Origin of the sequence: Streptomyces caelestis, assembly GCF_001279005.1 — a bacterium.
Taxonomy (GTDB): Bacteria; Actinomycetota; Actinomycetes; order Streptomycetales; family Streptomycetaceae; genus Streptomyces; species Streptomyces heliomycini.
Genome location: NZ_LGCN01000221.1, coordinates 1 through 12,462, shown reverse-complemented (window position 1 = coordinate 12,462; position 12,462 = coordinate 1). Strand labels below are relative to the sequence as shown.

At 70.8% G+C, this 12,462-nt stretch carries 11 protein-coding genes; 8 read left to right on the top strand and 3 right to left on the bottom strand.

The window, feature by feature from the left end; all coding sequences use genetic code 11:
* Positions 1-78 precede the first annotated feature (78 nt).
* Both ADK41_RS26990 and ADK41_RS26985 read right to left on the bottom strand, forming a co-directional pair.
* On the bottom strand, positions 79-783 hold the full coding sequence (locus tag ADK41_RS26990; RefSeq protein WP_030829528.1) for a phosphatase PAP2 family protein: 705 nt from the start codon (positions 781-783) through the stop codon (positions 79-81).
* Positions 784-994: 211 nt separating this feature from the next.
* Positions 995-1,942, bottom strand: a complete 948-nt coding sequence (locus ADK41_RS26985; protein WP_380954507.1) for an NlpC/P60 family protein — start codon at positions 1,940-1,942, stop codon at positions 995-997.
* Positions 1,943-2,593: 651 nt separating this feature from the next.
* Here ADK41_RS26985 and ADK41_RS26980 point away from each other — a divergent pair.
* From ADK41_RS26980 to ADK41_RS26955, 6 genes are all read left to right on the top strand, one after another.
* On the top strand, positions 2,594-2,902 hold the full coding sequence (locus ADK41_RS26980) for a hypothetical protein (protein WP_030829533.1): 309 nt from the start codon (positions 2,594-2,596) through the stop codon (positions 2,900-2,902).
* Between the two features lie 200 nt (positions 2,903-3,102).
* Positions 3,103-3,912, top strand: a complete 810-nt coding sequence (locus ADK41_RS26975; RefSeq protein ID WP_030829536.1) for a hypothetical protein — start codon at positions 3,103-3,105, stop codon at positions 3,910-3,912.
* A complete protein-coding gene (locus tag ADK41_RS26970) occupies positions 3,902-5,230 on the top strand; it encodes a membrane protein (protein ID WP_030829540.1) in 1,329 nt (442 codons plus the stop codon). Before ADK41_RS26975 ends, ADK41_RS26970 begins: the two co-directional genes overlap by 11 nt.
* Positions 5,227-6,786 (top strand): SCO6880 family protein, encoded by a 1,560-nt coding sequence (locus ADK41_RS26965; protein ID WP_030829543.1) that lies wholly within the window; start codon positions 5,227-5,229, stop codon positions 6,784-6,786. The genes ADK41_RS26970 and ADK41_RS26965 overlap by 4 nt, the downstream gene beginning before the upstream one ends.
* A 13-nt stretch (positions 6,787-6,799) precedes the next feature.
* Positions 6,800-8,209, top strand: a complete 1,410-nt coding sequence (locus ADK41_RS26960) for an ATP-binding protein (protein WP_030829546.1) — start codon at positions 6,800-6,802, stop codon at positions 8,207-8,209.
* 11 nt (positions 8,210-8,220) lie between these two features.
* Positions 8,221-9,750: a type VI secretion protein gene (locus ADK41_RS26955; RefSeq protein WP_030829549.1), complete on the top strand. Its 1,530-nt coding sequence runs from the start codon at positions 8,221-8,223 to the stop codon at positions 9,748-9,750.
* A gap of 5 nt (positions 9,751-9,755) precedes the next feature.
* Here the strand turns inward: ADK41_RS26955 and ADK41_RS26950 are convergent, their stop codons facing one another.
* On the bottom strand, positions 9,756-10,304 hold the full coding sequence (locus ADK41_RS26950; protein ID WP_051843241.1) for a GNAT family N-acetyltransferase: 549 nt from the start codon (positions 10,302-10,304) through the stop codon (positions 9,756-9,758).
* Between the two features lie 124 nt (positions 10,305-10,428).
* Here ADK41_RS26950 and ADK41_RS26945 point away from each other — a divergent pair, with 124 nt between their 5' ends.
* On the top strand, positions 10,429-11,697 hold the full coding sequence (locus ADK41_RS26945) for a sensor histidine kinase (protein ID WP_234318880.1): 1,269 nt from the start codon (positions 10,429-10,431) through the stop codon (positions 11,695-11,697).
* The gene (locus ADK41_RS26940; protein ID WP_030829557.1) at positions 11,694-12,368 is read left to right on the top strand and encodes a response regulator; all 675 of its coding nucleotides are present in this window, start codon (positions 11,694-11,696) and stop codon (positions 12,366-12,368) included. Before ADK41_RS26945 ends, ADK41_RS26940 begins: the two co-directional genes overlap by 4 nt.
* Positions 12,369-12,462: the final 94 nt, after the last annotated feature.

Below are 12,462 nucleotides of genomic sequence, written 5' to 3'. Positions count from 1 at the left end.
GCCCTGTAAGCGCCGGGCTGCGCGAACCACCCCCCGCTCAGCGGCAGAAGCAGGCGGGCCGGTGAACAGGCGGCAGCCTCAGGCCGCCAGGTCCCGCTCCTCGGCCCCGGCCGCCCCACTCCGCGAGGCCCCCGGAGCAACCCGCCCCCGCTCGTCCCGCCGCCGCGCGGACACCAGCCACCCGCCCCGGGGCGACCGCTCGACCGCCCGCATCAGCGGCGTCAGCAACGCCATCGCCGGCGGCGAGAGCAGCAGCGCCACGGCCGTGCCGAGCGCGAGCCCGCCCACGACGTCCGTCGGGTAGTGCACACCCATGTAGACCCGGATGAACCCGCCCAGCAGTCCCAGCACCAGCCCGATGATCCCGAGTCGCCGGTTGGCCAGGAACAGCCCCACCGCCAGCGCCATGCAGAGCGTCGCGTGGTCGCTGACGAACGAGTAGTCGTTCTTGCCGTCGACCAGGACCTCGAGCCCCTCGTGGTCGAGGAAGGGCCGGCGCCGCTCCACGAACCCGCGTATCGGCACGTTCACCAGGACCGCGACGCCCGCCGCGAGCGGGGCCCACACCAGGGCCGCCACGGTCGGGGCCGCGTCCGCGCCGCCCCGTCGCCTGACGCCCCACCAGCACCACGCCAGCAGCGCCAGCAAGGCGAACAGCAGGCCGTACTCGCCCACGAACTCCATGAGGTGGTCGACCCACGGCGGCGCGGCCTTCGCCAGGCCGTTGATGTCATAGAGCAGGTCGACGTCGGGGTTCGACCCGGATTCGGCGAGTCCAGCCATGGTGCTGCGGCCCCTTCGTCATGTTTCGCGGCGCACGTTTCGCACGCCGATCCTGCCACCCCCGTGGTCTGTAGATCCGCTCGTCCGCTCGGCTACGACAACAGGAACGCACGGTCCCCGTCGATACGTTCCACACTCCACCGAATGATCACGCAGACGTTATCGAAGAGAGATGCATCTCCGCAGCTCAGGGTGGTGGTTAACGCTCCGCTCACACCGTGGTGGGGAGTGCTTTCGCGCCATCTTCGGTGACGCGGGTGGCACCAAAGTAGTCAGGTGTGTCGATCGGGTCGAATCGGATCACGGCCCCGGTCCGGGGCGCGTCGATCATGTACCCGCCGCCGACATAAATGCCCACATGCCGGATGGCCCGGGAATTGGTGAGGTCGTCCGAGAAGAACACCAGATCGCCCGGCAGCAGTTCGTCCCGCCCGGGGTGCGGCCCCGCGTTGTACTGGTCGTTGGCCACGCGCGGCAGCGTGATCCCCACGCTCTCGTACGCCGCCTTGGTCAGACCCGAGCAGTCGAACCGTCCGCCCTGCTCAGGCGTACCGTTGCCGCCCCACAGGTACAGCGTCCCGAGCTTCTTCTGCGCGTACGCGATGGCCCCGGCCGCCTGCCTCGACGGATCCACCCGCCCCACCGGCGCGGCGAAGCTCTTCTCCAGCGCCAGGATCCGCTTGACGTAGTTCTGCGTCTCCTCGTACGGCGGGACCCCCCCGTACTTGATCACCGCGTACGCCCCCGCGTTGTACGAGGCGAGCATGTTTTCGGTCAGATTCCCGCCGACGTCCTTCACATAGGACGCGAGCGCGCAGTCGTACGCCGCCGCCGACGGAATCGCGTCCTCCGGGTCCCACACGTCACGGTCCCCGTCCCCGTCCCCGTCGATTCCGTGCGTGGCCCAGGTGCCGGGGATGAACTGGGCGATGCCCTGCGCCGCCGCTTGGCTCTGCGCCCTCGGGTTGAACCCGCTCTCCTGGTAGAGCTGGGCGGCGAGCAGCGCCGGGTTGATGGCCGGGCAGTGGTTGCCCCACTTCTGCACCAGCGCCTGGTAGGCGGCCGGCACGCTCCCCTTGGCCAGCGTCTTGGCCGCCCCGCCGCCGACCCCGTTGACGAGGTTCCCGGCGACGACGTAGACCCCGACGACGAGCAGCATCACGAGGGCGAGCGCGGAACTGACGGCGATCCCCGCCGCGACCCATGCCTTACGCACCGTCAACCGCCCCTCGCCGTCCGGCAGCCCACTGCCGCACGTCAGTGTAGAGGCGGCACCCGCTCTTCGGAATGATCACGTGGGACTTTGGCGCGGTTGCCACGGGCGCGGCGAAGACCCTTGTCCCGGCAGCCCGCTCGGCGACGTGCCCACCGCACCGTGCGGGTTCGACGCCGAGCTCGCTCACGCCGCGCATGCGTCCGCCCATGTCGGGCCACTCCCACCACACTCCGCCCACAACACCTTCCCGCCCGACGCTCTCCCGGTGTCCGCGAGTTCGCCGACCCCGGCGGAGCCGTACTCACCACCAGCCGTGACGGATTCCACTTGCTCCTCCTCGCCCTCAAGAAGGAGCCCCACTTCATTGCCCGGCGTCACTCTGCGTGATACACAGAGTAACAATACGACTTCTCACCCGTCGGAGCGCGCCTCTCCCGTAGTCCAGCGCACGCCGGTGGCAAGCTATTCGTACGAAACCCGCCAACGGATGACGCCAAGTCGACATGCGGCAGCGCCATCGTCGGTGACAATAAGGCCTGACCTCTGCACCACCGCAGGGGACGTGGAACTACCCATACAGGGGCGGTGACTTACATGTTCTTCGCGGCCGACGAGGGAGACATCAACACCATTATCGGCGGGATCGCTCCGGATTGGGGCCCCTTCGGCAGCCTGGGCAACGAGGCCAAGATCATGATCGAAGTGGTCATGGCGGTCGCCATCCTCATCTGCCTGGGCATCGCCATCTGGGGGGCGGCCAAACAGCGCATCGGCGCCACGGCGTTGAGGGACACGTTCAGTGCCGAACAGGGCAAGGGCCTCATCATCGCGGGGCTCACGGGCGTCTTCATCATCGGCTCGCTCGGCACGCTGTTCACCATCGTGTACGGCATGGCCGTGTAGCCCCGCTCCACCGCTCCCGACCGGGCACGCCCGGCACTCCCTCCATCCCACCCGCCCGTCGTGCCCACCGGCTGAGGTTGCGTTTCCCTGATGTCCAGTCACCACACCGCGCCCGCGCGGGGACCAGCACGGCTACCGTCGTACCTGGAGTACGCGGAGTACGAGGTGTTTCCGCACGACGCTGAGAGGGCGTACGCGGCATGAGTCTCGGAGACGACACGGGTCAGACCCGCACCCGCCTGCCGGAGAGAGGCGGCGATCCGTACGGCGGCGCGCGCAGAGGCGGCCGTTCGTCGTCGCGCAGCCTGGTCACGGTGGTCGGCGTGGTGGTCCTCCTGATCGCGGCGATCGCCTTCGCGAACCGCGGAGGCGACGACTCCGCCGCGGAGGAGGGCGGCGGCTCCGGCGACTCCCCCAAGTCGGCGGCGACGGCCCCGTCGGGAGAGAAGCCGGTGGACGCGAAGGCGGCCGGCATCCCGTCGGGCTTCGCCCACAACCGACAGGGGGCGGAGAGCGCGGCGGCGAACTACGCGGTGGCGCTGGGTTCCGCCGAGATGTTCAACAAGGACCGGCGAGACGTCATCCTCCAGTCGATCATCGTTCCCGGCCGCGTCGCGGATTTCGGGGCGAAGCTGAACAAGGCGTACACGTCGGAGTTCAACAAGAACGTAGGGCTCAACGACGACGGCACCACGCCGGAGGGCTATACGTTCGTCTCGCGTACCAGCCCGATCGGCACCAAGGTCACCACGGCGTCCGCCGACGCGGCAACGGTGGAGGTCTGGTGCAGCGGCCTTCTGGGGCTGGCGGGCGAGAGTTCCACCAATCCGGTCACCAACAGTTGGTTCACCATCACCATGCAGCTTGAGTGGACCAACGACGACTGGAAGATCGTGACCCACTCTCAGAAGGACGGCCCCACGCCGGTTCCCGGTGACGAGCGGGCCTCCAGCGCCGACGAGATGGCGAAGGCCGTCGAGGAGTACGGAGGGTTCACGTATGCCCGCTAACCACCGCCTGCTCAAACTGACCGGCGCTGTCACGGCCGTACAGGCGGCTGCCGTCGTCTTCGCCACGCGGGCCTTCGCTGAACCGACGCCGACGCCGACCCCGACGCCCACGCCCACGGGCAGCAACAACCCCTGTGACCTGATCCACGGCCCCGCCAAGGACTACTGCGAACGAGGCAAGAGCGGCGGCGGCGACTCCTCCACCCTCAACGACCCCACCACCACCCTCGACCCCCTCGCCTCCCTCGCCCAGGGCTGCGCCGACGCCGCCTCCTGGACCGTCGACCAGCTCAGCAAGGCCGTGCAGGAGACGGCGAACGTCGACTTCACGAATCCGCAGTTCCTGAAGCACTACTCGATCGTTTTCGGCGCGTCGGCGATTCTGACGCTGCTGCTCTGGCTGCTCGCGGTCACCAAGCGCGCGGTGCGCGGCGTGCCGTTCGTCACGGCCATGTCCGAGGCCGTCGGGTTCCTGTGGCTGACGGTGCTCGCATCGGCGTTCACCCCGCTGATCCTCTACACCGTCGTCTCGGCGACCGACGGCGTCTCCGACGTGCTGGCGAAGTCGACCGGGGACCAGACGGACACGTTCTTCGGGACGTTCTCCGAGGCCCTGTCCAAGGGGAACGACATCGGCGGCGGCCCGATCATGCTGATCGTGGTCTCGCTGGTGTCGATCATCGCGGCGGGCATCCTCTACCTGGAGCTGTATCTGCGGGCGGTGCTCCTGTACGTCGGCGCCCTGCTCGGTGTCGTCGTGTACGCGGGACTGGTGGACAAGAACCTGTGGGGTCACGTCCGCCGCTGGGCCGGTGTGATGATCGCAGTGATCCTGGTGAAACCGGTGATCGTCATCGTGCTCGGCCTCGCCGGCGCGCTGGCGTCGGACGAGGGCCCGGACTCGCTCGCCGCGATCGTGTCGGGCCTCGCCATCATCCTGCTGGCCATCTTCGCCAGCGCGATGATCTACCGCTTCGTCCCCGGCTTCGGCGACGAGATCGCCAGCTCCCGCAACAACCGCCTCATGCAGGGCGCCGAAGGCAAGGCCGCCGCCGTCATGAGCTCCCCGGCGACCCTGGTCGCCCAGGGCATCAAGACCCACAGCACCCGCGCCGACCACCACCGCGGGGGCGGCGGCCAGTCCACCGGCCCCCGCCCCTCCAACCCCGCCTCCGGCGGAGTCGCCGCGCACAGCTCGCGCCCGTCGAACAGCGGCGGATCCACCCCCGCGCCCCGCGCGAGCAGCCCGGTGAACACCCCCCACGCCGGCAACACCCGCAACAGCAGCACCAACAGCACGGGAGGTGAAGGGCGTTGACGACCGAGTCCCACCTGTCCCATCCGGGCGCGCCCCGCCGTACGTATCTGATCGGCCGCGCCCGGCCGAACGCGATCGTCGGCCGTAATCGCGAGACCGGTGAGATCGCACTGATCGTCGTGGGCGCGTTCCTCGGCATGATGTGCGGACTGCTCGTCCCCGTCCTGTCCGTGCGGATCGTGCTGCTCGCGGGCTTCCCGATGCTGGCGCTGGCCGCGGTGTACGTGCCGTACAAGCACCGCACCTTCTACAAGTGGTTCGAGATCAACCGCAGCTACAAGCGCACCGTGCGCCGGAACGCCACCTACCGCTCCGGCGCCGTCGAGGCGGGCACCCGCATGGACGGACGCGAGGTGGAGATCGGACCGCCGCCCGGGATCGGCAGGATCACCTGGCTCGCCGCCCCCTTCGGCCCGGACGAGATCGCCGTACTGCTGCACGCGGACCGCAAGACCGTCACCGCCGCCATCGAGATCGAGGGCCCGGGCGTCGGCCTGCGCGACTCCGAGGACCAGGAAGCCCTCGTCGACCGCTTCGGCACGCTGCTCAAGCACGTCGCCAACGGCGACGGCTTCGTGACCCGCATCCAGATGCTCGCCCGCACCCTGCCCGCCGACCCCGACGCCCACGCCAAGGACGTCGCCGTCCGCGGGGACGACAAGTCGCCGCCGTGGCTCCAGCAGTCGTACGACCAGCTCCAGTCGATGGTGTCGACCAGCAGCGAGCAGCACCGCGCCTACCTCGTCGCCTGCATGCACTACACGCGCGAACTGGCCTCCGAGGCCAACACCATGGCCCGCGCGATGCGCAGCCAGGGCGGCGGCAAGGTGGACCGGGACGCGGGGCTCGCCGTCGTCATGGCCCGCGAGCTGACCGACATCTGCTCCCGGCTCCAGGAGGCCGACATCCGCGTACGGCAGCCGCTCGGCCAGAGCAGGCTGTCCTCGCTGATCCACTCCATGTACGACCCGGACCACCCGATCGACCACATCCAGGCGATGTCGCAGCGCAACGCCTGGCCGGCCGAGCTGGACGCCATGGAGCCCACCTACCTCCAGGCCAAGACCCGCGAGTCCGCCACCCGCGCCCCCTGGTGCCACGCCACGGCGTGGATCAAGGAGTGGCCGATGACCCCGGTGGGCGTGAACTTCCTGGCCCCGCTGCTCGTCCACACCCCGGACGTCATCCGCACGGTCGCCGTCACCATGGACCTCGAACCCACCGAGGTCGCCATCGAGCGGATGCTGACCGAGAAGACCAACGACGAGGCGGAGGCGTCCCGCGCCGCCAAGATGAACCGCACCGTCGACCCGCGCGACATCGCCGCCCACGGCCGTCTGGACCAGCGCGGCGAGGACCTCGCCAGCGGCGCGGCCGGCGTCAACCTGGTCGGCTACATCACCGTCTCCTCCCGCAATCCCGAGGCCCTGGCCCGCGACAAGCGGACCATACGGGCGTCGGCCGGAAAGTCGTACCTGAAGGTGGAGTGGTGCGACCGCGAGCACCACCGCGCGTTCGTGAACACACTCCCGTTCGCCACCGGCATTCGAAGGTAGGGGCTGAGCCGATATGCGGGATCCGCTGTCCGTCGTCACCGACGCCTTCACGTCCTTCCTGTTCGGGAAGGTCGAGACGACACGGCTGCCGGTGCGCACGTCCACGGGCCAGGCGCAGGCGGTCTACCTCCCGACCGCCGCCCCCGGCCTCGGCGACTCCGGCGTCATCATCGGCCGCGAGGTCTACTCCGGCAAGGGCTACATCTACGACCCCTTCCAGCTCTACGGCCAGCAGCTCCCCGCCCCGCACTGGCTGGTCCTCGGCGAGTCCGGCAACGGCAAGTCGGCCCTGGAGAAGACGTACGTCCTGCGCCAGCTGCGCTTCCGCGACCGCCAGGTCGTCGTCCTGGACGCCCAGGGCGAGGACGGCGTCGGCGAGTGGAACCTCGTCGCGCAGGAACTGGGCATCACCCCCATCCGCCTCGACCCGATGGCCGCCCTGGACCACGGCATCCGGCTCAACCCGCTCGACCCGTCGATCACGACGACCGGGCAGCTCGCCCTGCTCCGGACCATCATCGAGGTCGCGATGGGGCACGGCCTGGACGAGCGTGCCGGCTTCGCCCTCAAGGTCGCGCACGCCTACGTCAACGAGTCCGTCGTCGAACGCCAGCCGGTCCTCTCCGACATCGTGGAGCGGCTGCGCCACCCCGAACCGGAGTCGGCGGAGGCGATGAACGTCGCCATAGACGACGTCCGGGCGTGGGGCCTGGACGTCGCCCTGGTCCTGGACCGCCTGGTCGACGGTGACCTGCGCGGCATGTTCGACGGCCCGACGACCGTCGGCATCGACCTCGACGCGCCGCTCATCGTCTTCGACCTGTCCCACATCGACCGCAACTCGATCGCCATGCCGATCCTCATGGCGATCGTCGGCGTGTGGCTGGAGCACACCTGGATCCGCCCCGACCGGAAGAAGCGCATCTTCCTGGTCGAGGAGGCCTGGCACATCATCAACAGCCCGTTCGTCGCCCAGCTGTTCCAGCGGCTGCTGAAGTTCGGCCGGCGGCTCGGTCTGTCGTTCGTCGCGGTCGTCCACCACCTGTCCGACGTGGTGGACGGGGCGGCGGCGAAGGAGGCGGCGGCCATCCTGAAGATGGCGTCGACCCGGACCATCTACGCCCAGAAGGCGGACGAGGCCAGGGCGACGGGCCGGGTGCTCGGCCTGCCCCGGTGGGCGGTGGAGATCATCCCGACGCTGACGCCCGGTATCGCGGTGTGGGACGTCAACGGCAACGTCCAGGTGGTCAAACACCTGGTCACCGAGACCGAACGCCCGCTGGTCTTCACCGACCGCGCGATGACCGAGTCCTCCGCCGACCTCACCGACGACGCCCTGCGCGCCGCCGAACGGGAGGCGGAGGAACGGGCGGCGGCCTTCGTGGAGCAGCACGTCGGCGACTCCGAATCGACGGTGGCGTAAGGGGAGCACGCGTGAGACCGGACGACCACCGTGAGCACGGCCGGGCCGGCGGCCGGGGCGGCGGCCGGGGCGGCGGCATCCCCGACGGGCTGCTGATCGGCATCCTCGCGTTCCTCATCGGCATCACCGCGATGGTGTGGACGGCCACGGGCCTCGCGGCCCTCTTCGCCCACGGCCACTGGCCGTCCGGCGTCACCTTCACCCGCACCCCGGTGGCCATGCGCCACCTCGTCGCCGACCCGCAGAACCTTCCCGGCGCCTGGCCGAACGCCCCGGAGTCCGCCCTCTCGGGGTACGGCCTCTTCTGGGGCCTGTTCATCAGCCAGCTGATGATCCTGACCGTCCTGACGGTGTTCGCGCTGGGCACGGTGGCCCGCTGGAGAGCGGTAAGGGCCCGACGCCGGGCGGAACGGGCGACGGGGACGGCAGGGGCCACGCAGCGGCGACCGGAGCCGGAGCACCTGCCCGAACGGGAGCCGCAGCCGACCCCGAAGCAGCTGCACGAGGTACCGGCCCCGAGGGAGCCCGAGCAGGAGACGCCGACGCGGGAAGAACCCGTGGCCGCACCCCTGGCCGACGGGGAACGGGCGAGCGGAGGGGAAACCCCCCGCACCGAAGGCGCGGGGCTGCTCTACGGCCCCCCGGCCACCCGCCACCCCACCGCGGCCCAGGCCGTACGCGACGCGGAGGGCCCCGCCCTCGTCCTCACCTCCAACCCCGCCCTCTGGCACGACACCAAGGACGCCCGCGCCAAACTCGGCCCCACCCACCTCTACGACCCCACCCACCTCTGTGACACCCCGGCCCGCCTCCACTGGTCCCCCACGGCCGGCTGCGAGGACAAGGGAACGGCCAAAGCCAGAGCGGCCGCGCTCCTCGCCCCCGTCCGCCCCACCTCCCGCCTCGACCAGGCGGTCGGCGACACCGCGGAGACCCTGCTCCGCAGCTACCTGCACGCCGCCGCCGTCGACGGCCGCACGGTCCGCCACGTCCACCGCTGGTCCCAGGGCCTCCAGGTCCACGACGCCGTACGCGTCCTCCGCACCCACCCCAAGGCCGCCCCCGGCGCCGCCGGCGAACTCGAGGCGGCCCTCACGGCGCACCCCGAGCGCCGGGACATGGCCCAGCAGCTGACCACCCGCGCCCTGGCCGCGCTCTCCACGGTCAACGTCCGCGAGGCCTGCACGCCCCACCGAAATGATGCCCTCGCCTTGGATTCCTTCGTCCACGAAGGGGGAACGCTTTATGTCGTGGGTGAATCCATCGAGGACCCCCGCAGCAGTCCGGGCGCGATGCCCCTGCTGACGGCCCTCGCCTCACACGTGGTCGAGCACGGCCGGCGCATGGCCGAACGGTCATCCTCCGGTCGGCTCGACCCACCACTCACCCTCGTCCTGGACGACGTGGCGGCCGTGGCCCCGCTCCCCCAGCTCCCGGGCCTGCTCGCCACCGGCGCGGACCACGGCATGCCCACCCTGGCCCTGCTCCGCTCCCGCGAGCAGGCCAGAACCCGCTGGCCCCACGCCGAACTGCCGGTGTAGACGCGTCAGCGCTCGAGGACCATCTCCAGCTCCCGCTCCTGCGGCCGGTCCGCCAACGGCACGACCACCCCGCTCTCCACGAACCCCGCCTTGCGGTAGAAGCCCCGTGCCCGCGCGTTCTCCGCGTGCACGACGAGCCGCACGCGCTCCGCGCCACGCCCCCGCACCCACTCCACCGCGGCGTCGAACAACGCCTTCGTCAGCCCGCTCCCCCGGTACCCGGGAGCCACGTACACCCCCACCAGATGCCCCTGCCGCCGCTCGACGGGGAAACCGGCCCAGTCCGTCGTCCCGGCCTCCTCGATCAGCACGGCGACGTTGCCGACCCAGCTCCCGTCCGCCGTCTCGGCGATGAACTGCCGCGCACCGTTCGCCGTGCGCTCCTGCCAGAACGAGTCGGGCCGGGCCACCGCCTTCTCGTAGGTGTCCAGATAGGCGAGGTGCGCGATCGGATCCCGCAGCGCGGTGAGCCGCAGTTCCCTCACCGCCTTCCACTCCTCCGGGCGCACCGGCCGGATCACACAGTCCTCGAAGGTCGTGGCAACGGCGTTCATGCCCGCCACCGTAGTACCGGGGTACCACCGCCCTCATCCGGAATACGGCCCGTGGTCCGACGCCCGCCGCCCCCGCACGGCCGAGCATCGAAGCATGATGACGGCAGCGGACGCACCCGCGACCATGGACCTCGTGACGAACCACCAGGAGGTTCCGCCGACGGGGGTACGGACGACGGAACCCCTCACCCAGTACCTGCAACGCGCCCACCAGCGGGTACGCGCCTTCGACCGGCGCCACCCGCTGCCGTGGGACCTGTCCTTCACCGGCTTCTGGGTGACGGCCGCCCTCATCGACTACACCGGCGGCGGCTGGCGCAGCATCACCCACAACCCGGGCGCCCCCGGCCCGTTCCTCCTCACCCTGAGCCTCGGCCTGTCCGTGCCTCTCCTGCGGCGCCGCACCCGCCCCGCGGCCGTCCTGCTCGCCATGGCCCCGTTCGCCCTGGTCAACGCCTGGTCCGGTACAGCGCTCCAGGCGGCGCTGCTCCAGCTCGTCGTCGTCTACCACATCGCCCTGCGCCTGCCCCTGCGCCATCTGTGGTGGGCCGCGGCCCTGGTGCTCACCCCCGTGGTCGTCTCCACGGCCCGCTACGGCGAGGGCGAGTGGAGCCAGCAGATCGGCTCCCAGCTGACGTCCGTCCTCGTGGCCGTCCTCATCGGCGTCACGGTCCGCACCCGGCAGAACTACACCGAGGCCCTGGAGGACCGCGCCCGCCGCCTGGAGACCGAACGCGACCAGCAGGCCCGGCTCGCCGCCGCCGCCGAACGCGCCCGCATCGCCCGCGAGATGCACGACATCATCGGCCACAACCTCTCCGTCATCACGGGTCTCGCCGACGGCGGCAGGTACGCGGCCGGCAAGTCCCCGGAACGCGCCGCCCAGGCCCTGGACGCCATCGCCACCACCAGCCGCCAGGCCCTCGGCGAACTCCGCCGCCTCCTGGACGTCCTGAGGGACGAGGGGACGGCGGCCCACCCCGCGGACCTGACCCCCCAGCCGGCCCTCACCGACCTGGACCGGCTCATCGACGGCGTCCGCAACGCGGGCCTGCCCGTCCACACCACCGTCGAGGGGCGGGCCACCCTTCCCCCGGGCCGGCAGCTCACCGTGTACCGCGTCGTCCAGGAAGCCCTCACCAACACCCTCAAGCACGCCGGCCCCGACGCGACCTCGGAGATCTCCCTCGTCTACGGCGACAAGGGCGCCGTCACGGTCACCGTCACCGACACGGGCGCCCTCGGGACGTCCGCCCCCGCCGACGGCCGCGGCCTCCCCGGCATGCGGGAGCGAACCGCCCTGTACGGCGGCACACTTGAGGCCGGCCCCCGACCGCGGCCCGAACAGGGCTGGCGTGTCCGTCTGCACCTACCGGAGGAATCCCCGCAGTGACCACCGTCCTCATCGCCGACGACCAGCCCCTCCAGCGCTTCGGCTTCCGCATGCTCCTGGAGAGCCAGGACGACCTCACCGTCCTGGGCGAGGCGGCGAACGGCTCCGAAGCGCTCCGCATGACGGCGGAGCTGCACCCCGACGTGGTCCTGATGGACATCCGCATGCCCGGCATGGACGGCATCGAGGCGACCCGCCGCATCGTCGCCACCGGCGACCGCACCCGCGTCCTCATCCTGACCACGTTCGACCTGGACGAGTACGCCTACGCCGGCCTCCGCGCGGGCGCCTCCGGCTTTCTCGTGAAGGACGCCCAGCCGGAGGAACTCCTCTCCGGCATCCGCTCCGTGGCGAGCGGGGACGCGGTCGTCGCGCCCAGCCTGACCCGCCGCCTCCTCGACGCCTACGTCCAGCACCTGCCGGCCGGCGGCGGCACCGCGGATGTTCCTCTCCCCGGCGACGCACGCCTGTCCGCCCTCACGGAGCGGGAACGCGAGATCCTCACGGTCGTCGGAAAGGGCTGGACGAACACCGAGATCGCCGCCCGCCTCCACCTGGCCGAGTCCACGGTGAAGACCCACGTGGGCCGGATACTCGCGAAGACCGGTTCACGGGACCGCATCCAGGCGGTGATCCTGGCGTACGACACGAAACTGGTGGAGCCGTCCTGAAACGCAGAAAACCCCGCACCATACGGTGCGGGGTTTTCTACACTAATTGTTCGGCGGCGTCCTACTCTCCCACAGGGTCCCCCCTGCAGTACCA

Bases quoted from the DNA above. Each gene is read 5' to 3' on its own strand.
- ADK41_RS26970 (WP_030829540.1), top strand. From the start codon at position 3,902: ATGCCCGCTAACCACCGCCTGCTCAAACTGACCGGCGCTGTCACGGCC.
- ADK41_RS26985 (WP_380954507.1), bottom strand. From the start codon at position 1,942: ATGCTGCTCGTCGTCGGGGTCTACGTCGTCGCCGGGAACCTCGTCAAC.
- ADK41_RS26945 (WP_234318880.1), top strand. From the start codon at position 10,429: ATGGACCTCGTGACGAACCACCAGGAGGTTCCGCCGACGGGGGTACGG.
- ADK41_RS26980 (WP_030829533.1), top strand. From the start codon at position 2,594: ATGTTCTTCGCGGCCGACGAGGGAGACATCAACACCATTATCGGCGGG.
- ADK41_RS26975 (WP_030829536.1), top strand. From the start codon at position 3,103: ATGAGTCTCGGAGACGACACGGGTCAGACCCGCACCCGCCTGCCGGAG.
- ADK41_RS26960 (WP_030829546.1), top strand. From the start codon at position 6,800: ATGCGGGATCCGCTGTCCGTCGTCACCGACGCCTTCACGTCCTTCCTG.
- ADK41_RS26990 (WP_030829528.1), bottom strand. From the start codon at position 783: ATGGCTGGACTCGCCGAATCCGGGTCGAACCCCGACGTCGACCTGCTC.
- ADK41_RS26950 (WP_051843241.1), bottom strand. From the start codon at position 10,304: ATGAACGCCGTTGCCACGACCTTCGAGGACTGTGTGATCCGGCCGGTG.